Origin of the sequence: Chitinophaga sp. (assembly GCF_039596135.1) — a bacterium.
Classification (GTDB): Bacteria; Bacteroidota; Bacteroidia; order Chitinophagales; family Chitinophagaceae; genus Chitinophaga.
The window spans coordinates 341893-364579 of sequence record NZ_JBCNKH010000001.1 but is presented as its reverse complement, the minus strand read 5'-3'; the positions used below and the strand labels follow the sequence as shown (position 1 = coordinate 364579).

The 22687-nt window shown below is 45.9% G+C and carries 11 protein-coding genes; 3 read left to right on the top strand and 8 right to left on the bottom strand.

The features are described 5' to 3' along the window. Nucleotides 1-937 precede the first annotated feature (937 nt). Nucleotides 938-1945 carry a quinolinate synthase NadA gene (gene nadA / locus ABDW16_RS01525; protein ID WP_343667345.1) on the bottom strand — a complete coding sequence of 336 codons (1008 nt, stop codon included), beginning with the start codon at nucleotides 1943-1945 and terminating at the stop codon, nucleotides 938-940. A gap of 767 nt (nucleotides 1946-2712) precedes the next feature. Here nadA and ABDW16_RS01520 point away from each other — a divergent pair. Both ABDW16_RS01520 and ABDW16_RS01515 read left to right on the top strand, forming a co-directional pair. Next, nucleotides 2713-4836, top strand: a complete 2124-nt coding sequence (locus tag ABDW16_RS01520; protein ID WP_343667344.1) for a SurA N-terminal domain-containing protein — start codon at nucleotides 2713-2715, stop codon at nucleotides 4834-4836. A gap of 130 nt (nucleotides 4837-4966) precedes the next feature. Then, on the top strand, nucleotides 4967-5470 hold the full coding sequence (locus ABDW16_RS01515; RefSeq protein ID WP_343667343.1) for a DUF2480 family protein: 504 nt from the start codon (nucleotides 4967-4969) through the stop codon (nucleotides 5468-5470). Here the strand turns inward: ABDW16_RS01515 and corA are convergent, their stop codons facing one another. Beyond that, the gene (gene corA, locus ABDW16_RS01510; RefSeq protein WP_343667342.1) at nucleotides 5471-6577 is read right to left on the bottom strand and encodes a magnesium/cobalt transporter CorA; all 1107 of its coding nucleotides are present in this window, start codon (nucleotides 6575-6577) and stop codon (nucleotides 5471-5473) included. A 562-nt stretch (nucleotides 6578-7139) separates the two neighbouring features. Between corA and ABDW16_RS01505 the strand changes: the two genes are divergently transcribed. After that, a complete protein-coding gene (locus tag ABDW16_RS01505) occupies nucleotides 7140-7691 on the top strand; it encodes a type 1 glutamine amidotransferase domain-containing protein (RefSeq protein WP_343667341.1) in 552 nt (183 codons plus the stop codon). A gap of 64 nt (nucleotides 7692-7755) precedes the next feature. Here the strand turns inward: ABDW16_RS01505 and ABDW16_RS01500 are convergent, their stop codons facing one another. The 6 genes from ABDW16_RS01500 to gltB all read right to left on the bottom strand — a co-directional run bounded on the left by ABDW16_RS01500 (nucleotide 7756) and on the right by gltB (nucleotide 22486). Further along, a complete protein-coding gene (locus ABDW16_RS01500) occupies nucleotides 7756-8139 on the bottom strand; it encodes a septal ring lytic transglycosylase RlpA family protein (RefSeq protein WP_343667340.1) in 384 nt (127 codons plus the stop codon). 21 nt (nucleotides 8140-8160) lie between these two features. Continuing rightward, nucleotides 8161-10458: a BamA/TamA family outer membrane protein gene (locus ABDW16_RS01495; RefSeq protein ID WP_343667339.1), complete on the bottom strand. Its 2298-nt coding sequence runs from the start codon at nucleotides 10456-10458 to the stop codon at nucleotides 8161-8163. A gap of 1 nt (nucleotide 10459) precedes the next feature. Continuing rightward, a complete protein-coding gene (locus ABDW16_RS01490) occupies nucleotides 10460-15523 on the bottom strand; it encodes a translocation/assembly module TamB domain-containing protein (protein WP_343667338.1) in 5064 nt (1687 codons plus the stop codon). 161 nt (nucleotides 15524-15684) lie between these two features. Continuing rightward, entirely contained in the window at nucleotides 15685-16296 is a 612-nt protein-coding gene (locus ABDW16_RS01485; protein ID WP_343667337.1) for a hypothetical protein, read from the bottom strand. A gap of 158 nt (nucleotides 16297-16454) precedes the next feature. Continuing rightward, nucleotides 16455-17930 carry a glutamate synthase subunit beta gene (locus ABDW16_RS01480; protein ID WP_343667336.1) on the bottom strand — a complete coding sequence of 492 codons (1476 nt, stop codon included), beginning with the start codon at nucleotides 17928-17930 and terminating at the stop codon, nucleotides 16455-16457. Between the two features lie 29 nt (nucleotides 17931-17959). Beyond that, nucleotides 17960-22486, bottom strand: a complete 4527-nt coding sequence (gene gltB / locus ABDW16_RS01475) for a glutamate synthase large subunit (protein WP_343667335.1) — start codon at nucleotides 22484-22486, stop codon at nucleotides 17960-17962. Between the last annotated feature and the right edge of the window lie 201 nt (nucleotides 22487-22687).

Sequence of the window (22687 nt, the reverse complement as noted above, 5' to 3'; positions counted from 1 at the left end):
TTGTGAATAGGCATTTACCCACATTTGTGGAAAAAGGCACTGACTAATTTCATATTTGAAAGCCCTGAGAATCAAATAGTCCGGGTTATACCCAGTTGATCATACTGTGCGTAACTCTCAGGGCCTTCATTTTTATTTTCAATTTATTTCTCGCGCTTTGTTAATTTAATGTGGATAATAGTGGAAAATATCTGCTTTTATGAAGGCGTTGAGAATTAAATAGACCTCTTCAATTCCCATTATTAACATTTCCACATAATTCTCACGCCCTTTATACACGAACACCCTGAGAATTTAATGACATTTATTGCACCCCAGATAGTCAAATTTCATCGCAACTATAAAGCCTTCTTTTTTAAAGCCCCTGAGAATTAAACAAACACTACCCTACCCTTGTTTGCGTTTTCCATTAAAATCTCAGGGCCTTCATTCAACAATACTTTCACATTTAATTATAGGGTAATACACATCATATGTCAATTACCTATTGATTTCATTATACACATAGGGGACGTGTAAGAATTTTGTTAATAAGAAAAGTAAAATTGTAATTGAAGGGCTTTAGAATGAAGCGAAGTCGACAATGGGCGGAACAGAATAATTCTACGCGATTCTCAGCGCCTTCATTTTTATTTTCAGTCTTAATTTTCACATTCTGTGAATGAACTGTGGATAAAGGGGTATATAATCTGCATTTGTGAAGGCCCTGAGAATTAAATATACCCTACCAACCCCCAGGCATTGAAATTTTATTCAATTCTCAAGCGGTTCATTCAGGAAGCCTTCCACAATTTAATCCCATAGATATCCCCACCATTATATATAGTATAGTAAAACTACAGGGCATTCATGGGCACAAAAAAACCCGGTTAAATGAATAACCGGGTCTTCCATTCAAATAATTATTTCGTAACTATTTGAATTTCAATATTTTAAATTATAAACCAGCCTGGGCACTAATCTCCAGCATCCTTTCAATGGGCTTTTTGGCCGCTATACGGAGTTGTTCGTTCATAGTGATTTCCGGCTGTTCGTATTCCATACACAGGTAAAGCTTTTCCAGCGTATTAAGTTTCATGTGCGGACAGTCATTACAAGCACAGGCATTGTTGGGCGGTGCCGGTATAAAAGTTTTGCCCGGATTTTCTTTCTGCATCTGATGAAGGATCCCTGTTTCAGTCACCACGATGTATTCCCTGGCGTCATCCTTTTTGGAAAAGTTCAGGATACCGGTAGTGGAGCCTATATAGTCAGCTACTTCCAGTACAGCTGCCTCACATTCCGGATGTGCCAGCACCTTGGCCTTTGGATGGCGAATTTTGAGTCGGGAGATCTTTTCCAGGGAGAAGATCTCGTGAACCATGCAGGCACCATTCCAGAGCAACATGTTTCTACCCGTTTTTTTGGCCAAATAAGCCCCTAAATTCCTGTCGGGGGCAAAAATGATCGGCTGGTCCTTCGGTACGCTCTCGATGATCTTTTCGGCATTAGATGAGGTACAAATGATGTCGCTGAGTGCTTTAATCCCGGCAGAACAGTTGATGTAGGAAATAACCAGGTGGTCCGGATGTTTTTCTTTGAACTTGCGGAACAGCTCCGGAGGTGCGCTGTCAGCCAGTGAACAACCCGCTTTCAGGTCGGGTAAGAGCACCTTTTTTTGCGGACTCAGAATTTTTGCGGTTTCGGCCATAAAGTGCACCCCGGCAAAAACGATTATGTCAGCATCGGTTTTGGCAGCCTGTTGACTAAGTCCGAGACTGTCACCGATATAATCTGCTACATCCTGAATATCTGGTTCCTGATAATAGTGCGCGAGGACGATTGCATTTTTTTCTTTTTTCAATCTTTCGATTTCCTCAAAAAGATCTAAATGCGAATTGACCGGCAAATCCAAAAAACCTTTTCGTTGCAAATCTTTTTTTGCGATTTCGAGCTCCCTTATCATATCTATATTTATAATTTATTCTTTTTAAAAAAGAAAAACCCACTACTATTAGGGCTGTGAATATGGGGAAAGTAATTTTTGCCACCGTGTACAAATGTAGTTGTTATTCTTTTTGCCTGTTCTATTCACATGAAATTAACAGCCCATTTCGGCCATAGCATTGATTTTTGCTACTTATATCCACATCGGTGGATTTCGTATTGCGTGAATATTTTGTTTGAGTATCCAGTATTAAAAAAATGTTAACTACAGGGTATAACAATTCACAAAACGAGCCATTTTTTCTTCAGACCAACATTTAAAGAAATAACAAATTTAGTTTTACGGTCATCGAACCTGGGTTTTTCAGAGGTTATTGAACACAAAAGGCCGGTTTTTTAACAGGTCATGTGGATAAAACGAGCTCAAAAATTATTTCTCTATGCATTTCCCATTTTTAGTTTTACTTTCACTTTTGTACACATTTAGATGTGAATCAAGAATCTGGACAATCTAAAATGTGAATATTGAACCCTTAAAATCGTTAAGTGGTTTAAGCCCGAAATAAACGTCAGTAGCGGACCTCTGGGAGCTGGTTTAGAGTGTATACAATACTGTCTTTTTTAACCTTAATGTGGATAACCTGTGAATGAAAGATAAAATACTTATACCGTAATTTTCGATGAAACCCTTTACTGTATTGGGTTTGAGCCAAAAAAAACTGTTTTGTAGTTACAGTTATTTTATTCTATTTTTGCTTTCCTTAAAAAATTTAGACTATATAATATATGTCAGTTATTCAGAAGATCAGGGATAAATATGCCGTGGTGATCGTAGTAGTGATCTGCGTGGCTATTGTCAGTTTCCTGCTGCAGGATGCCTTTTTCGGCAGAAACTCCCTCATGCGCCGCTCTACTACAGTGGGTAAAGTAAATGGTGAAGAGTTAGATTTCACCCAGTATCAGCAAATGATCCAGGATGCCGAAGCTGCTGCACGTCAGCAAAGCCCAACCGGTACCCTGAATGAACAAGTTCAGCAGTATGCGCGTGAGCAGGCCTGGAACCAGTTCGTGAGCGAACAAATCATGACTGCCCAGTATGATAAACTGGGTATTCAGGTAACTGAAAATGAACTGGTAGATCAGTTCAATGGTAAAGAACCGAACCCAATTGTATTACAGCAGTTCACAGACAGAAAAACTGGTCAGTTTGACCGCGCTGCTTTACAGCAGGCACTGTCTTCTGTAGGTCAGGATCAGACCGGCAGAATGAGAAATGCGCTGAAACAAATGGAAAGCTATATTGTAAGGTCGAGAATGCAGGAAAAATATGTATCCCTCATTAAAGGTGGCGTATATTATCCTAAATGGCTGGCTGAAGCTCAGATAAAAGATAATTCACAGTTTGCAAACGTATCTTATGTATCTGTTCCATATGCATCTATCCCGGATTCTACTATCGCGGTAACCGATGGCGAACTGAATGCATATATTAATAAACATAAGGCTAACTTCAAATCAGAAGAAGGTCGTCGTGTAGACTATATCTCTTTCAATGCACTGCCTTCCGCACAGGATACTGCTGCTGCACTGAAAGTATTGCTCGAAGCAAAAGATGAAATGGATACTACCGGTGTTGCGGGCATCGAAAACTTCGTAAAACGCAATTCCGATATTCCATACTTTGATGGTTATGTTGCTAAATCCGCACTGATGGTTCCTCAGAAAGATACCATCGCTAGTCTGCCAGTAGGTAGCACGTTTGGACCTTATTACGACAACAACCTGATCGTATACGCAAAGATGATGGATCGCAAAACTTTACCAGATAGCGTAAAGGTGCGTCATATATTAATTGCTTCTGCTAATCCTCAGAACCCTGGTGGTCTGTCTGATTCCCTGGCTAAGATCCGTATCGATAGCATCGAATCAGCTGTAAAAGGCGGCGCAGACTTCAAAGCCCTGGTTTCTCAGTACTCTGATGATCCAGGTAGCAAAGAAAATGGCGGTGAATATGATGTAACTCCGTCTTCTTCCTTCGTTCCTGAATTCAAAAACTTTGCGCTGGATGGTAAAACTGGCGAACTGAAAGTGGTAAAAACTCAGTTTGGCTATCACCTGATCCAGATTATGAGCCAGAAGAACTTTGGCCCTGCGCTGAAAGTAGCTTACCTGGGTAAACCAGTTGAAGCGAGCAATGAAACTGATAGCAAAGCTTATGCTGCAGCCAATGAATTTGCTGCACAGAACCACGATGCAAAGACTTTCGAAAAGACTGTTCAGGAAAAAGGTCTGAACAAACGTATTGCTGATAATCTCCGTCCGATGGATTTCGTAATTCCAGGTATTGGCCAGGCACGTGAACTGGTTCGCTGGGCTTACGATGCTAAGAAAGGTGATGTGAGCACTGTGTTCACCTTCGATGGTAAATATGTAGTAGCTGTATTGACTGGTATCCGTGCAGAAGGTACTAAAACGCTGGATGAAGTAAGACCGGAAGTAGAAGGACTGGTGAAGAAAGAGAAGAAAGCTGAGCAGCTGATTGCTAAGCTGAAATCTCCAGCTACCCTGGAAGCTGCTGCCGCTGCTGTAAATCAGCCTCAGCTGAAAGCTGACAATGTAAATTTCTCTACTCCATTTATTGCTTCTATGGGTTTTGAACCAAGAGTAGTAGGTGCTATCTTCAATAAAGCATGGGGTGTGGGTAAAGTAACCGCACCAATTGAAGGTAACGCGGGTGTGTATGTAGTGAAGGTTGACAACTTCGTACCAAATACGCAGAGTCTGGATCCTGTTTCTATCGCAACTCAGTATGAGCAAACTGTGAAAGGTACACTGGATCAGGGTGGTCAGCTGTATGAAGTGCTGAAGAAACTGAATAAGATTGAAGACAATCGTGCTAAATTCTTTTAAGGAATAGTAATAACTGATAGATATTAAGCCCCCGGTAATTTACCGGGGGCTTTTTATTTGGACAAAGTTTCGATTCCGGCTCTGCCGGGGTCGAAACTTTGCATCGCGATTATTTTAGTAAATTTGATTCATGGAAGAGATAGTAAACAAAGTAGCGCAAAGTGGACTCCTCACATTAGATCTGGAAGACTACTATCCTCAGGAAGAAACTGTTGTATTCGACCTGAAACAATATCTTTTCATGGAGATGATCCTGAAAGAAAAAGATTTCCGTGCCGCCCTTCAAGGATTAGACTGGGAACAATATAAAAATAAGAATGTCGCCATCATTTGCTCCGCAGATGCCGTAATTCCCTTCTGGGCCTACATGCTGGTCATGACCTACCTGGAGCCTATTGCACACTACGCTGCCTTTGGTTCTAAAGAAGAAGTCTTCAAAACCCAGTTCATGAAGCGCCTGAATGCTATAGACATGACTGCCTACGAAGACAAACGAGTAGTTGTAAAAGGTTGTGGAGATAAAGGCGCAGGTGAAGCTGCTTATGTGGAAATCACCCGTCTGCTGCGCCCGGTGGCAAAAAGTATCATGTACGGAGAACCCTGCTCTACCGTACCCATCTTCAAAAAGAAATAATCAGAACCACCCTCTTTTTCTGAAGAAGATAATCATGCCCACCAGCATGAAGGTCATAGAGCCCAATACAATATAATACCCGTTATGCGTATGCAGTTCTGGCATGTACTCAAAGTTCATCCCGTAAATTCCTGCTACCAGGGTCAATGGCGCCATCAGGGTGGTCACTACCGCTAGTACCTTCATGATCTCATTCATCTTCAGGTTAATCTGGGTATGGTACTGTTCCTGCACATTCAGGAGTGCCTCGCGGTAGTTCTCCGCCAGGTCGTTGGCCTGTATGATATGGTCATACACGTCTTTAAAATATTTCATAGTCCGCTCATCCAGCAGCGGACTTTCGCTTTTCATAAATCCATTGATCAGGTCCCGTACCGGGGAGATCGCTCTTTTAAACAATAATAACTCCCGGCGCAGGTAGTTGATCCGCGCCAGCGTGCGGGTATTCGGCTGGTGCTGCACCAGGTCTTCCATCAGTTCTATACGGTCACCCAGTTTATCAAGAATCAGGAAGTAACTATCCACAATCACATCCAGTAGGGTATAACATAAATAATCCGCCCCTGCATTGCGGATTCTTGAATTATCTATTCGCAGTTTTTCTCTTACATGATCGAATACGTCTCTGGTGGCTTCCTCCTGGAAGGAAATGACATAATTTTTTCCCACTACAATGCTTACCTGTTCATATTCTATCGCTGCTGCTTCTATATTGTAATACGCCATGGGCAGCAAGGCAAACAGGTGTACCCCTATCTCATCCATCTTAGCGCGCTGCCCGATACTCATGATATCTTCTTCCAGCAGCAGGTGAATGCCTATTTTAGTACAGATCTCATGCACTGTTTCCTTATTGATTCCATCTACATTGATCCATGTCGTTTCGGGTGTATCAATATATTTGAAGATCATGCGATGGTCTTCGCCGGAACTCTCTGTAACATGAACAGGCGTATAATCAAAAATTGTTACTTTCTCACATCTTCCCGGCGGGCGTGAAGCAGGGCCTGTCACAGGGTTATAGTTCATAATCCGTTGCTTCCTTACCTTGAAAGGGTTCAGTACATCTGGAATGGGAATGGGTATGATGGACTTAGACTTGCGCATGTTATAAATGTAAACAAAAAAAGCGCTCTGCTATATAGCAAAGCGCTTCTAAAGATAATGGTTGTGCCTTTCCTTTGTAAAAGGTACTGCCGGCGAACGTTCCACCGGCAGCAAAAGATTGGTTATTAAGATAGGATATGGAGACCAGGTAATATAATACTTCCGCTTCCGTAAAATTTACGGAACAACAAATACGTCAGTACCAAAAAAGGGAATTACAAATAAAGATTGGGTAAAAATTAAAAGTCAGTTTCAAACACATCCCATGACACTCACATCCATTTTGTTGTGATGGTATTTCTCGTCATTCTCAGAAGGTATATGGTCACACTGATTGTATTGCAAATAACAATACTGTCATAAGAATTCCAAAAAAAATAGAATAAATACTACAAAAATGTAAGAAAAATGAGTAACGATACCTGCATGTGAGTAAAAATGTGGACAACTCAAATGGGGAAATCATCCGTTTGAAGTCAGGCTGGTAGCGGATAGCTAAAAGGAAGGGTTTTTGTATTGGCATAATTAGTACTTAAACACCATCATTTTTAAAACATGAATTATGGAAAACAAGCTCAGTAATAAGAAAGTGGCCATCCTGGTGGCAGATGGTTTTGAAGAAGTAGAATTTACCAAACCCATGGAAGCATTAAAAAATGCTGGTGCGGAAGTAGATGTTGTATCTCTCCATGATGGAGAAGTAAAAGCATGGGCAGAAAAAAACTGGGGTAATAGCTATCCCGTTAACGTGACTGTAAGTGGTGCCAATGCAAAAAACTACGATGCCCTGGTATTGCCAGGCGGAGTGATGAATCCTGATCATTTACGGGAAAATCAGGAGGCCGTAAACTTTGTAAGCGGCTTTTTTGATGATAGCAAGCCAATAGCTGCTATCTGCCATGGTCCGTGGACGTTGATTGAAACAGGTGAACTGAAAGGTAGAAGGGTCACCTCCTATCCTTCTTTAAAAACGGACCTGGTGAATGCTGGTGCCAACTGGGTTGATGAGGAGGTAGTAGTGGATAATGGGCTGGTTACCAGTCGTAACCCACATGATCTGCCTGCTTTTTGCAGGAAAATGGTGGAGGAGATTGGAGAAGGTGTTCACGCCTAAGCAGGCATGTAAAAAGAATGTGGGCAGTACGGGAGGGATTCCTCTTTGTTACTGCCCACATTTTTTATTTCTTCTTTTTATATTTTATTTCTACAGGCGCCACGCCAGTACTGATCATTCCCAGTTTCTTTGCGGCTTTCCTTGATACATCTATTACCCTTCCTTCTGCAAATGGTCCCCTATCTGTGATGGTCACTTTTGCCTTGCGGCCATTGGCAATGTTCACCACTTTTACCTTGGTACCAAATGGTAAGGTACGGTGTGCAGCAGTCATTTTGTTCTGATGAAAGATACTGCCACTGGCGGTCTTCCTTCCCTCGAATTTATCAGCATAATAAGATGCTTTTCCACTTTCAGTAATTTTCCTGCTACAGGATGAAAATAAAATAAGCATCGCGCTACACAGCACGAACATCCGTCTGGTCTGTTTCTTTGTAATCATAGGCATATCGCTAAGTTAAACCAATAATTAAAACGGATAACCAATTGCAATGTTCAGTATCAGATTCTCCTTGCGCCAGTCCGGATCTCCGAATTTGATATCTTTCATAACCCATCGCTCTCCTTCCGGCAGCCATGGTTTGCGCAACGGGAAGGCCAGATCCAGTCGCACCACAAGAATAGACGCATCCACGCGCAAACCTGCACCTGCATCTACCGCAATCTGACTTATAAATTTGCCGGTGCTGAACTGACTACCCGGTTTCTCAGGTACTTCTTTTTTTAACCAGATATTACCTGCATCCAGGAACACGGCAGCATTGAATATACCGGTAAGATGGGCACGTATTTCGGAATTATATTCCAGTTTCACGTCTCCCGCTTCATTAGCCAGGTATTTACTACTGGTGTCACGATAGCTTCCGGGACCCAGGGTTCTGGCGCGGAACCCCCTCAAACTGCTGCTACCACCAATGAAGTATTGCTTCACAAATGGTAAGGTTGTAGAATTGCCATAAGGCATACCATAACCAGCAAAAAATCTATTCACCCAGGTCAGTCCCCGGTTTAGTTTCCAGTAATGGCGTACATCGGCAGATAAACGAATGAATTGTGCAAATGGACTACCGAAAATGGTCTTCATACCAGTATCATTTCTGGGAATGATCAATCCTGCCAGGTTACCAGAGTAATCAATGTTGCCATTCATGTAGAAGGTATGTACCTTATTGGACGCTTTATTATCGTAGGTAATGTCGTAATTGCCGCCCAGAATGAATTGTTTCTCAATTGCTGCACGCTGGCTCGGGTCATTCCGTAATATACTGTCATACCCCGCTGTCGTTTTGGTAGGCAGTACATAAGTGATGGATACCGGGGCCCACTTATGTTCCAGGTACTGGGTCTTGCGCCAGATGTACTGGAACTGGAAGTTGTAAGCATTCAGGTTGTATAACTGACTGCGACTATACAGTTCGTAACTCACACTGATACGGGTGCGGGGTACATATGGGGTGTGTACATTCAGGTTCCAGAATGGCTGGTAGAAGCGGGGAATAGTTACCGCCGCTTCCGCCTTCAGGTTATATGAGTTGCCACCTACCGCAGTGGTATTACCCTTACCACCTACCTGCCATTCCAGGCCGCCAGAGAGTGATATTTCCAGCAGATTTGCATAATGGAGCCAGTTACGGTTCTTGGCAGTGATTTTCAATTCAGAACCAGCAAAGTTGTTGGATTTGGAAGTACCTCTCAATTCGGCAGATAAACTGCGTCTTGGATACGGTGTGAGGAAGAAACTGGCATTGAGCCGGGTACTGTCTCCCCTCACTTGCCGGAACTGTCCTTTCACAAATTTGAACGTACCAAGGTCTGTGAGGCGATGCAGGGTAATGTCATGATTACGCAACCTGTACAAACTATCCGGTTTCAGGAACACCATGCGGTCAAATACACTCGGCCTGAACTTTTTGCTGGAATCTATAATACGGATACCGTTATATATCACCGGTGTACCCCTGCGGGCGAGCGAATCCTGGTCCAGTGAATAATCGGGGTATAGCGTGATGTTCTTCATCGTGTACGGCCGTTTCGCCTGCGGTGGCGTTTCGTCTTTCACCTTCAGGTACAAATCTACCATGCCATTGTTGGTACTGTCTACTTCCACCAGCAGGTGATCGGCGGTAAAGTAATAGTAGCCCTTGTTTTTCAGTATATTATTGATTCTCACCCTTTCAGCTTTAACACTATCCAGTCTGTAAGGACGATTGATCTTCAGGGATGTTCCTTTATAAGCTGCTGCAATGGCTTTACCCAGCTCACTACTATCGGTTTCGTAAGTTACACTCTTAATGCGGTAACGATGATTGGGTGTCACGGTATATACCCCCGACGCTTTTTTACTTCCTGAAGTTTTTATTTCCGAAGTGACCTGCGCCTGGAAGAACCCATTGTCTACCATGTATTGTTCCAGCACATTGGCAGTATAATCCGCTTTTACAGTGCTTAACAGTACAGGAGCTTCTCCCCATTTATTGCGCAGCAGGTAATTGAGACCTTTGCCTTTTGGTTTCTTCCCTAAGTTATAGAGCCAGAGCCGGATGGGCATCCCCAGGAATTTCTTGTTCGGCTTTGGCCTTACACTGCTTTCCAGCCTGGCACTTAGCGTACTGTAATCCCTGGGCTTTTTGCCCTCCCACTTCACTTTTGTACCGGTATACAGGCGATCGCCTTCGGGTACAGACTTAGTAGTACTACAGGCATAAAAGCCCATAACGAACAATGCCGCCAGGATTGGGGATGTTATATGTCTATAGCTTTTAACCATCTTATTTCTTAGTACTGGTTTTCTTCCGGTTACGGAGTTTTTCCGATTTCTTATCTTTTTTCGCTTTCTGGAATATCTCGCGGAAATTGTCATAGTCCATAATTAATGCAAAGGCGACGCCGGTTTCTACTACCTGACCTTCGATCACGGTGGTATTATCCTGGCGCTGGTACACCCTTACACGATAGCGGCCATCACGAGTCAGTTTGTATTCTACTGATACGTCGCCTACAAGGGTGCTGGGATTCGCCTGCGATTCTCCTTCCAGCATCACATTGGAACCAATGGATACAGAAAGGCGATCGTTGAACAAGCTCTTGGAAGCTCCTACTTTCAGATTGGTGGTTTGCTGCGCAGAACCGGTAGAATAATCTTCGTTCGATTCCAGGTCGAAATTGAGGTCCACACCTTTGATCAGGTTTCCTGCCAGGTTGTTCAGCTGTTGAGAAAGGATCTTGCTCACACTCTGACGGGCCATATTGCTCACGCCATAGTCACTGCTTCCCTCGCCGGCCAGGGGATCTTCAGGAATAAAACTATTTAGTACCAGCAGACCCATTACCTGTTTGTTCAGTTCAGAAGGAATCTGGTTAATCTGTTTGATACGGTTATATACACTACCACTAAATGCATTTTGTTCTGCCTCAGGCATATCCAGTTCAAAGGAGATATCTGGTTTCATCAGGTTGCCTTTGATATGGAGGTATACATAAAATGGCAATTTCTGTTTGTACTTGTTCCTGTCTGTCTGGGAGAGACTGGTCAGCTGATCCTGCACCAGGTCTGCAGCTTCTGCATTCACGGTATACCTTGCAGTGATGTCCAGGTCAGCATCAGTAGCGTCTCCGCTGAATGTAATGGCACTTCCTTTTTCGATGGAGAAGGAGCGTTTAATCAGCTGGTTCAGGGACATTTCGTACTTACCTTCAGAGATTTCGTAGCGGCCTGTCAGACTCATTTTGCTGCTGGCATCGAGGGTAGCGTTAAGGCTGGCCGTACCTTTCGCCTCTACAAAGTCTCCATTCACCGGGTCAATGATGATGCGGATGATAGATTCGGGTGTGATCTCAGCATTGCCGGAGAAGTTGATGCCTTTTAATCTTGGGTTTTCCAGCCGGGTGCTATCTACCTTTTTCACCAGCGAGGAATCCAGCGGATTGTCTTTGTCTACGAATATGATTACCCCTTCCCTGTTGGCTACACCCGGTTCTTCTGAAGGCAGTGTTACGGTTACATTCGATTTGTCGCGCAGCTTCACGTAAGCATCTACTCTTGGCAGATCCAGGTTGCCCCTTACCCTGATACGGGTATCTACAAAGGCTGGTCCATAATATAATTGCTGAGGGTCTACCTGCTTACCCAGGATCATAAAGTTGTCTGCGTTGATATTGAGGTTGAAGTTATAGTTAGCGTAGTCTGTTGTGTTGATACGACCATCGAGTACCAGCTCATTCTGTAAACTGTCTGCTATTACAAATTTGTTGAACTGTACACCTTTTTCATCCAGGATGATGTTCTCATCAGGCATGGTCATACTGGCGCCTATGTAGGTAATAGTACCACCCGCATCATTGAAGTGCAGGTTACCGGTTGCTTTCGGCTGGTCGGTAGTACCTGTGATGGTGAAGTGGCCATCGGCGGTACCATGCATGCGGCTCATATTGCCAAAGGTGAACGACTCCAGCGATTTCATGTTCAGCTGGTTGATATCCAAAGTGGCATTGATGGTAGAGTCGTAGGTACCTTTTACCTGCAGGTCGTTGTCATTACCTTTGAGGCTCATATCCAGGTCATACTGGTTTGCCTGTGGCGTGGTCACCTCTGCTGTGAGCGTACCCAGGCTGGAAGCGCGGAAGGTCAGGCTATCGACGGTGAGTTTTGAACTGATCAGCGGGGATTGATCCAGGTTGCGCACAGTGGCCTGGGCATTCAGAACGCCATTGGCCAGTAAGGTGTCGGCAGCCAGCAATGCGGTAATGGTAGAAAGCTTGAAGTTCTTAATATTGGTTTCAAGGGTGGGTAGTTTGCCATTGGCACTGCTACTATCAGATCTTGTCTGGATGGTGATGGACTGGTCATTGTAAGATAACTGGATGTGTGCTGTATCGGGGCCACCATTGCGGATGTGGATCCGGTTGTTCTCATCCACCTGCCATTTCTGGCGGTTCAGCAGCAGGTCTGGTTTTAGCGAAAGTGCCAGGGCACTGTCCGGCAGGAACTCCACGAAGCCACCTACTTTATATTTCGGATGGCGTTTTACATCATCCAGCAGCAGGTCCCAGTTCACTTTTCCCCCTGTGGCAGCTGCGGTCAGGGAGGTATGATACAGGGGCATAACCTTATGATGAATATCTGCCAGGGATACCTGTGCCCTGAGCGAGGTATCTACGATATTGGCGCTGATAGCCAGGCTATCCAGTAAGAGAGAATCGTAACTCAGCTTAGGCAGAGCGGCATTGAGCACCAGCAGGCTACTGTCAGAATTCAGACGGCCATTTATGAGTAATGGATATTCCATGCGCAAGGTCGGCGCCATTGCCTGCAGGCTACGTGGAAAAGTCAAAGAAGCATTCCATGATAACAGCTGGCCAGCAGGCACCTGTACCAGCCTGGCGCTATCATAAGGGCTCAATGGCTTGTTGATAATCTGCCCAAAGGCAGCGCCAATTTTGGTATAATCGATATTGCCATTAGCATTAATAAAACCAAAAGGGCCGGTAAGGTTCAGGTATTGTTGGTCTTTGTATTCAGCTAATAAAGAGATAGTATCCAATACGAAGACCTGGCCGTTGGTCGCCAGTTGCCATCCAGTCAGGAAAGCATTGCCATCCAGTCGATTGGGGGTAAGACTGCTGAAATCCATATCCATATTTCCTTTCAGCTCAAACGGATCGCTGTACAGGTGTGTGGTATACAGGTCTGCCCGTATAATCCGGGCATTGGCTTTCAGAGACTGAAGGGTTGTATCATTCAGGGTACCGTCAGCATTGAAGGTGAGATTGATACTGGAATCGTTACTCTGGCCTTCGGCATGCAGCTGTTGGTTGTCAATATTGGCTTTGACGGTTACATCGTGGTAGGTATACTTGTTGTAAGTTGCTTCATTGATATGAGCATCTGCGTTGGCAACTATACCCGGGAAGGTATATCCCTTGCCCGAGGCCACGATACGGCCACCGATCCAGCCGATGGTCGTATCATAGAGAAAATAACCTGGCTGCACGCGGAAGGAGGCAAGGTTCAGGTCATAACTGCTATGGATACTATCGGTGATGTTGATAAGGTGAGCAGTCAGACTGGCATTGGCGGCATTACTCTTTAGGTCCAGCTTCGCCTGCATGTCTTTCATGCCACCAAGAAAGCTGCCAGTGATAATCATCTGCTCCGGCAGTCTGGGGGTATCCGGCATAGTGCCCGGAGGTAGCCATGAACGGAGTGCCTTATTACCAGAAAGGATGTAGAGCGAAGGCAGGTTAGCGTACAAGTGATCTACATCTGTCACATGGCCAACTTCCCCTTTGGCGTTGATACGATTGCCTTTATTGTCAGTGAGATTGAGCGTTTCGATCATCAGTTTTCCCAGGCTGCCTTTGAGGGAAGTCGTCAGGAGGATTTCCTTGTCCCACAGGGGTTTCATGTACGGGCTCTTACGGCTGTCCGGTACAAAAGGCAGAAACTCAGCCAGGGTGATGTGGGTAGAGTCGAGGTTGGCCTGGAGTTGTAAGAGATCAGGATTGTCAGAGATGGTAGACCAGTCAGGAGCGTTCAGTACAATCTGTTTACGCAGAATACTCCGGTTTGTTTCGAGCAGGAGGTTGTGCAGGGCGATAGTAGTTGGGGTATACAATACATCGAAGTGGCCCTGTCTGATGCCAAAACCTGATTTATCCTGAACGGACAGTTTGTGCAATACGGCACTGATGGTGTCTGGATTATAACTAATGTTGCCCACGTGGGCAACGAAGTTTTTGAGGAACAGGTGGTTATAGTCGGGATCATTTTTACCGGCGCCTCTTGGAGCAGGTGCGGTATTGTTATCATATCGCAGGTTGATGTGTTCCAGCTCTGTTTTGGTAGCCAGCACCTTCCAGGTATTGGGAGCAGAGCTATCTGCCGGTGTGGAAGTATCTTTAGGGGTATTCATGGTGAGCATACCTCCCGCATTCTTAATGGACAGTTCACTTACCTGTATAAGTGTGGAATCCAGGTCGATGCTGGAATTGAGGAGTTGTAACTTGCCTATTTTCCAACCGGTGCTGAGGCCACTACCCTGGTCGGCGTAGAGGAAGGAGCTATTTTCAATTTCTAATTTCTTGAGAATGAGATGGAAGGGTGAGCTGGCAGTATCTTTGGCTGGTGGTGGCGCCGTTGCAGCCAGCACTTTGGGCCGGTAATCCTGCCTGAAGAAACCTTTGAGCCCATCGATCTTCAATCCGCGAACGGCGTACAATCCCTGGTTGACGAGCAGGTCATCCGGGTCTATATGGAGTTCATGAAAGGTGACCACGGCAGTCATACCTCCGGGCGCATCTGCATAGCGAAGTGATACATGTTTCAGGGTTACATCTTTGATAAGGAACTGAAGTGTAGTTCCTGTTTCTGTGCTCACTGTGTCTGGGATCGAGTCTTTGGTCACAAAGGCGTCTACAATGAACTGGTAATTGAAAACAGTGTCCTGGGGGTTACGGTATACGTTGGCCGTGACGGAGTCCCATTCAAGGCCGTTCACCCGCAGTTCATTGTTGAGAAAAGCCAACAAATTGTAGCGGACCTTCAGATTTCCAGAATAGAACAATGCCTGGTTAGAAGTATCTGCTACATATACATTACGGAGTTCCAGGTACTGCCATCCGCGTACACGGAGATAGCCGATACGAACAGTTGTATGCAATTTTTTCCGGAGATACTGTTCTCCCTGCCGACGGATGAAATCCTGTACAGATTCCAGCTGCAATACAAGTACAGCCATTACCGGTATGATCAGCAGGATAACAATTCCCCATATAAGCCAACGCCACCAGGGCCGGCCGTGATGTTTTTCGTCGTTAGTTGCGGGTGCTGTCATTTAAAAGGATTACATAGAAAATACTGAGTTAAAACGCATTAGGCGGACCCTTGTTTAAACATAGAGTTATTAAACAAAATTTATACCTACAGCAGGGGTTTAATTAAAAAAGCGCTTTTACCGTCGATAAAAGCGCTTTTTATGAGTATTTATAGGTGGAATTACCAATTAGGGGTATTCCGTTGATTAAATTTCTGGATGTAGTAGACCAGGCGTTCTTTGTTTTTAGGATCCTGGTAGAATTCCCTTGTTAAAGCGGTATCCTGTGGAAGGATGAATTTCTTCATATTATATAAAGTCAGGTCGTAGAAGTTGCCAGTGACGAGGTTGATAACCTTTTTGTTTACAGCGGCCGGCGGGGTATTACTGAATACCATGCCGTCGGTGGCGCGATTAGGAGTGGCGGAGGAAATGGCGCGAACCTGGTATAAGCAGTAATAGCCAACTTCCTCAATTTTTTGAAGCCCATTGTCCCTGACATATAAGTTAGTACCGTCGCAGTAGCCCCAGTATTTTTTTATTTTATGTTCCTTTCCGGTGCTGTCGATGGCGATCAGTTCTGTGGGGGCAGACATGAGATAAACCTGGGCGGCAGTGGTTTTACCTTTTATTACAATATTGCCTGTCTCGGAAGGTTCGTTGTTACGGAACTCCTCGAAGGACTTGTAAATGCCTTTTTTATAGTTGTGAGTGTCGTAGATAGTATGACCTATCTGAGCGAAGGCGGTATGTGTGGCTCCGAGAACAAGGAGAAAAATGAATATCTTTTTCATGATGAACAAAAATAAGAAAAGGCCGGGTAAAGACCCGGCCCGGCTGAAGGTTACAACAAAATCTAAACCTGCTTATGAGAATCTTTATTACTAATGTGTGTTTGTATCGATCAGCAGGTTTGAAAAAAGATACGCACATTCACATCTAGACTATGTGTTTACACTGCCATTGCCGGTAAAGAAGCATCTTTGCTTTCCAGCTGGGAAGTACCCATCAGGAACTCATCTACTTTACGCGCGCATTCACGGCCTTCACTGATAGCCCATACCACCAGTGATTGTCCACGGCGCATATCGCCTGCTGCAAACACCTTAGGTATAGAAGTCTGGAATGCCTTCTCTCCTGCTTTCACGTTGCCTCTTTCATCTTTCTCAACACCCAGATCGTCTAACAATCCGGTATGCTGCGGATGCAGGAAGCCCATGGCCAGGAAAGCCAGTTCGCAGGCAACCTCTCTTTCAGAACCAGGTACTTCTGTAAATCCACCGGGACGACCATCTACGCCCAGGCTCCATTGCAGATCTACCAGTTTCAGTCCTTTCAGGTTGCCCTTGCCATCACCTACAAACTCTTTGGTACCAATAGCCCAGTGGCGGTCAGCACCTTCTTCGTGAGAAGTAGTTGTTTTCAGCAACATTGGATAAGTAGGCCATGGCATATAAGGAGTACGTTCTCCGGGTGGCTTTGGCATCAGTTCCAGCTGGGTGATGGTTGCAGCGCCATGACGGTTGGATGTACCTACACAGTCAGAGCCAGTATCACCACCACCAATTACTACAACGTGCTTGCCGGTAGCCAGAATATCTTCACCGCTCACTGCGCGGTTGCTTACGCGTTTGTTCTGCTGTTTCAGGAAGTCCATTGCATAGTGTACACCTTTCAGCTGACGGCCGGGAATATTCAGGTCGCGGGGGATGGTGGAACCACCAGCCAGTACGATCGCATTGTATTCACGGAGCAGGTCGTTCACGCTTACGTTTACACCTACATTGGCATTGCACTGGAAGGTTACGCCTTCTTCTTCCATTACTTTCACACGGCGGTCTATTACCCATTTCTCCAGTTTGAAGTCAGGAATACCGTAGCGGAGCAGGCCTCCGGGAGCATCGTCTCTTTCGAACACGGTTACCAGGTGACCCGCATAGTTCAGCTGGGCGGCAGCAGCCAGGCCGGCAGGGCCGGAACCGATTACTGCTACTTTCTTGCCGGTGCGTACACGAGGCGTTTTAGCCTGTACCAGTCCTTTGTCGAAAGCGATTTCGATGATGTGGCGTTCAATTTCTTCGATCGCCACAGGAGGTTGATTAATACCCAACACACATGCACTTTCGCAAGGCGCAGGACAGATACGGCCTGTGAACTCAGGGAAGTTGTTAGTGCTGGTTAAGATTTCATATGCTTCTTTCCAGTCTTTGTGATAGACTGCATCGTTGAATTCAGGAATTACGTTACCCAGCGGGCAACCGCTGTGACAGAAAGGAACACCACAGTTCATGCAGCGCGCAGACTGTTCATTCAGCTTGGTATCTGAAAGTCTTTCTACGAATTCGTTATAGTTCTGGACTCTTTCCCGAGGAGCTTTCTTTCCAGGCAGCTCTCTTGTAAATTCCAGGAATCCTGTTGGTTTGCCCATTTTTGGTTGTCGTTAGATTGTTAATGTTACTACTTCTCTACCTTCTCCTTTGCCTGGGAGGCTGTCAGCACTGCTTTGTATTCTTTCGGGAATACTTTCACAAAGTGACGCAGCTGGTTTTCCCAATCTTTCAGGATGAACTTAGCCACAGTACTGTTTGTGTAAGCGTGGTGCTTAGTGATCAGGTCGTGCAGTGCGGTAGCATCTTCCTGATCTAGGGGATCGAGGTCGATCATTTCCTTATTGCAACGGCCGGCGAAATTGCCTTTCACATCGTATACATAAGCAATACCACCACTCATACCAGCGCCGAAGTTACGGCCGGTCTCACCGAGGATGACAGCTCTACCACCGGTCATGTATTCGCAGCCGTGGTCTCCCACGCCTTCAGATACGATGGTAGCACCTGAGTTACGTACACAGAAACGTTCACCTGCTTTACCACGGATGTAAGCTTCACCAGAGGTAGCGCCATAGAAGGCTACGTTACCAGCGATGATGTTTTCTTCCGCTTTGAAGCCTGCTTCCGCATTTGGATAAAGAACCAGTTTAGCACCGGAAAGACCTTTACCGAAGTAGTCATTTGCCTCACCTTCCAGTTCCAGAGTTACACCTTTGGTGTTGAATGCCCCGAAGCTCTGGCCGGCAGAACCAACGAATTTAAAGTGGATCGTATCTTCTGGTAAACCTGGGCCCTGATAACGTTTAGAGATCTCATTGCTCAGAATTGTACCTACGGAACGGTCAGTATTTTTAACATTGAACTGCTGGAATACCCTGGTTTTTTTGTCGAGGGCTGCCTGTGCAGCTTTCAGCAGCTGCCAGTCAATCACTTCGCTGATACCGTGATCCTGTTCTTCAGACTTGAACAGCGCTGTTGTTTCGTCAGCAGGTTCTTTGTACAGAATCTGGGATACGTCCAGGTTTTTATATTTCCAGTGGGTGATGTTCTCACGTACCTGCAGGCAGTCAGATTGACCCACCATTTCGTTTACAGTACGGAAGCCCAGTTCAGCCATAATTTCACGGAACTCTTCTACCAGGAATTTGAACAGGTTCACTACGTTTTCAGGATCGCCGTTGAAGCGTTTGCGCAGTTCAGGATCCTGTGTCGCCACACCTACAGGGCAGGTGTTCAGGTGACATTTACGCATCATGATACAACCTTCAGCCACCAGTGCAGCAGTTGCTACACCCCATTCTTCCGCACCCAGCAGGGTAGCGATAGCGATGTCGCGGCCTGTCTTAAGCTGACCATCTGCCTGTACGACTACGCGGCCACGCAGCTTGTTCTTTACCAGTGTCTGGTGAGTTTCAGCCAGACCCAGTTCCCATGGCAGACCAGCGTGCTTGATAGAGCTGATCGGAGATGCACCGGTACCGCCGTCAAAGCCAGCGATGAGGATCACATCTGCCTTTGCCTTGGCTACGCCGGCAGCGATTGTACCAACACCTGCTTTAGACACCAGTTTTACGCTGATGCGTGCAGCACGGTTAGCATTTTTCAGGTCGAAGATCAGCTGAGCCAGATCCTCGATAGAGTAGATATCGTGGTGCGGAGGCGGAGAAATCAGACCTACACCAGGTGTAGAGTGACGTACTTTCGCGATCCAGTCATCCACTTTATGGCCGGGCAGCTGGCCACCCTCTCCGGGTTTAGCACCCTGTGCCATCTTGATCTGTAATTCGTCTGCATTGCTCAGGTAGTTGCTGGTCACGCCGAAACGTGCACTTGCAACCTGCTTGATAGCAGAGCGCATGCTATCGCCATTAGGCAGTTTTTCGTAGCGCATTTCATCTTCACCACCTTCACCGGTATTGCTCTTGGCACCAATACGGTTCATAGCGATTGCCAGTGTAGAGTGAGCTTCGTGAGAGATAGAGCCAAAGCTCATCGCACCTGTAGCGAAGCGTTTCATGATGCTTTCTGCAGATTCTACTTCATCAAGCGTAATAGACGGACGGTTACGCTTGAAGGTGAACGTGCTACGCAGCGTAGCAGCTTTTTCACTCTGGTCGTTTACCGCTTTGGAATATTTCTTGAAGATGCTGTAGTCGCCCATACGGGTAGATAACTGCAGCAGGTGGATAGTGGTTGGGTTGAAAAGGTGGAACTCCCCTTTTCTCTTCCACTGGTAGATACCTCCTACACCCAGGCGGGATACAGGAGTCTCTTTACGGCCATAACCCATCCAGTGTTTAGCGAGGGTTTCGCGGGCGATCTCGTCGAGGCCCATACCCTGGATACGGGATACTGCACCGGTAAAGTATTTATCTACTACCTGGCGGTTGATACCTAATATTTCGAATATCTGTGCACCCTGGTAAGATTGCAGGGTAGAGATACCCATTTTGGAGAAGACTTTCAGCAGACCATCGCAGACAGCCTTGACATAATTCTTCTTCAGTTTGTCAACATCATATTCAGTTTCCAGTTTGCCGTTCAGCTTCATATCACGGATGGTGCTGAGTGCCAGGTAAGGGTTGATAGCAGTTACCCCAAACCCTAACAGGCAGGCAAAGTGGTGAACTTCCCACACATCGCCGGCTTCCACGATGATACCTACCTGGCCACGGTATCCTTTGCGGATGAGGTGGTGGTGTACGGCAGATGCAGCGAGGATAGACGGGATAGCAGCGTGTTCGGAGTCGATCGCCCTGTCAGAGAGGATGATTACTTCGTAACCATCTTCTACAGCATCTACAGCATAGCGGCACAGACGTTGCAGGCCTTTTTCCATGGAGCCGGCTTTGCCGTCGGCACGGAAGTAAGTTTGCAGGGTCTTCGCCTGGAACAGACCTGTATCTATGCTACGGATCTTTTCCAGCTCATAGTTGCTCAGGATGGGGTGACGCAGGGCCACACCATGACAGTGCAGGGGATTTTCGTCCAGCAGGTTGCCATTGTTACCTACATAGGTAGCCAGTGACATTACGAGTCTTTCGCGGATCGGATCGATTGGTGGGTTAGTCACCTGTGCGAACAGCTGCTTGAAGTAGCTGGTCAGGTGCTGTGGTTGATCGCTCAGCACAGCCAGGGGAGCATCTGTACCCATGGAGCCGATCGGCTCTTTACCATCCAGGGCCATTGGAGCGATGATGGTATTGAGATCTTCGGTGGTATAACCGAAGGCGCGCTGGTATTTAAAGATCTGTTCTGGTTCCAGGTGACTGAAAGTAACACGTGGTTCAGGCAGCTCTTCGAGACGGATTTTGTATTTGTTCAGCCATTCGCCGTAAGGTTGCTGAGAGCAGATGTTCTGTTTCAGTTCCTCATCGCCGATAATTCTGCCGGCTTCCATGTCCACGATGAACATTTTGCCTGGTTGCAGACGGCCTTTTTCTTTAATGTTCTTAGGATCTACGGGCAGTACGCCGGCTTCGGACGCCATGATAACGCGATCGTCTTTAGTAACAACGAAGCGTGCAGGGCGGAGACCGTTACGATCCAGGGTACCACCAATGATTTTACCGTCTGTAAACGAGATACAGGCAGGTCCATCCCATGGTTCCATCATAGAAGCGTGGTATTCGTAGAATGCTTTTCTTACCGGATCCATATCCTCGTTACCATCCCATGCTTCAGGAATGAGCATCATCATAACATGAGGGAGGGAACGGCCGGTGAGCAGCAGGAGTTCTACAACATTATCCAGGCTGGCGGAGTCGGACTGACCTTCTTCCACGATAGGCAGCAGCATGTCCATTTCTTCCTGGGAGAAGTATTTGGACACGAAGTCCTTTTCGCCGGCGCGGAGCCAGTTGAGGTTACCCTTCAGGGTATTGATCTCACCATTGTGCGCGATGTAGCGGTAAGGGTGAGCCAGTCTCCAGCTTGGGAAAGTATTGGTAGCGAAACGGGAGTGGATCACTGCAAAGGCAGATACCATCTTCTCGTCGCTCAGGTCAGCATAATAATGACGTACCTGGTAGGTAGTGAGCTGGCCTTTATATACAATCGTTTTAGTAGAGAGGGAGGCAAAGTAAAATAGTGCTTTTTCCTTAGGAACAGTATTCCTAACGGTTTTGGACACATAATTACGGAGCACGAAGAGTTTACGTTCAAACTCGTCGTTGTCGGCAATATGATGAGGACAGGCGATAAATACCTGTTCGATTTCAGGTTCTACTGAAAGGGCGCTTTCTCCAATGCCATCGGGACGAACGGGAACTTTACGATATCCAAGAATATCGAGGCCAAGTTTTTCCGCCGCCCGGGCCAGGATCTCGCGGCATTCTTCTCTCCATCGTGGTTCTTTTGGAAAGAAGACCATACCCACACCATATTTACCAAATTCCGGCAGACTGATGCCTATTTTCAGACATTCGTCGTACAAAAACTCGTGCGGGAGCTGGATAAGAATCCCTGCCCCGTCACCGGTGTTTTGTTCACAGCCACATGCACCGCGGTGTTCCATATTTTCCAACATGGTAAGCGCATCCCGGATGATCTGATGCGATTTACGGCCCTTAATATGGACAGTAAAGCCTGTTCCGCATGCATCATGTTCAAAATCCGGGTGGTACAGTCCTTGCAATTGCTTCACTTCTTGCATTCGTTTAGATTTTTTGACCTTGGCACACACTTCACCCTTCTCAGGGCGCGGTGGAGGTACCGTAATTGTTTCGGGAACGGTATAAAGATACTAAAGGAAGCCGGTATTTTTTATTAAAACATTCGTATAACACTAAAAATTTAGAAAAGATTAAAAAAGTATAGGCAATTGTTAGAATATAATAAGTGCGGGCGGTAAAAG

Coding starts and splice junctions, on each gene's coding strand:
- nadA (WP_343667345.1), bottom strand. CDS start 1,945: ATGATAAGGGAGCTCGAAATCGCAAAAAAAGATTTGCAACGAAAAGGT.
- ABDW16_RS01520 (WP_343667344.1), top strand. CDS start 2,713: ATGTCAGTTATTCAGAAGATCAGGGATAAATATGCCGTGGTGATCGTA.
- ABDW16_RS01515 (WP_343667343.1), top strand. CDS start 4,967: ATGGAAGAGATAGTAAACAAAGTAGCGCAAAGTGGACTCCTCACATTA.
- corA (WP_343667342.1), bottom strand. CDS start 6,577: ATGCGCAAGTCTAAGTCCATCATACCCATTCCCATTCCAGATGTACTG.
- ABDW16_RS01505 (WP_343667341.1), top strand. CDS start 7,140: ATGGAAAACAAGCTCAGTAATAAGAAAGTGGCCATCCTGGTGGCAGAT.
- ABDW16_RS01500 (WP_343667340.1), bottom strand. CDS start 8,139: ATGCCTATGATTACAAAGAAACAGACCAGACGGATGTTCGTGCTGTGT.
- ABDW16_RS01495 (WP_343667339.1), bottom strand. CDS start 10,458: ATGGTTAAAAGCTATAGACATATAACATCCCCAATCCTGGCGGCATTG.
- ABDW16_RS01490 (WP_343667338.1), bottom strand. CDS start 15,523: ATGACAGCACCCGCAACTAACGACGAAAAACATCACGGCCGGCCCTGG.
- ABDW16_RS01485 (WP_343667337.1), bottom strand. CDS start 16,296: ATGAAAAAGATATTCATTTTTCTCCTTGTTCTCGGAGCCACACATACC.
- ABDW16_RS01480 (WP_343667336.1), bottom strand. CDS start 17,930: ATGGGCAAACCAACAGGATTCCTGGAATTTACAAGAGAGCTGCCTGGA.
- gltB (WP_343667335.1), bottom strand. CDS start 22,486: ATGCAAGAAGTGAAGCAATTGCAAGGACTGTACCACCCGGATTTTGAA.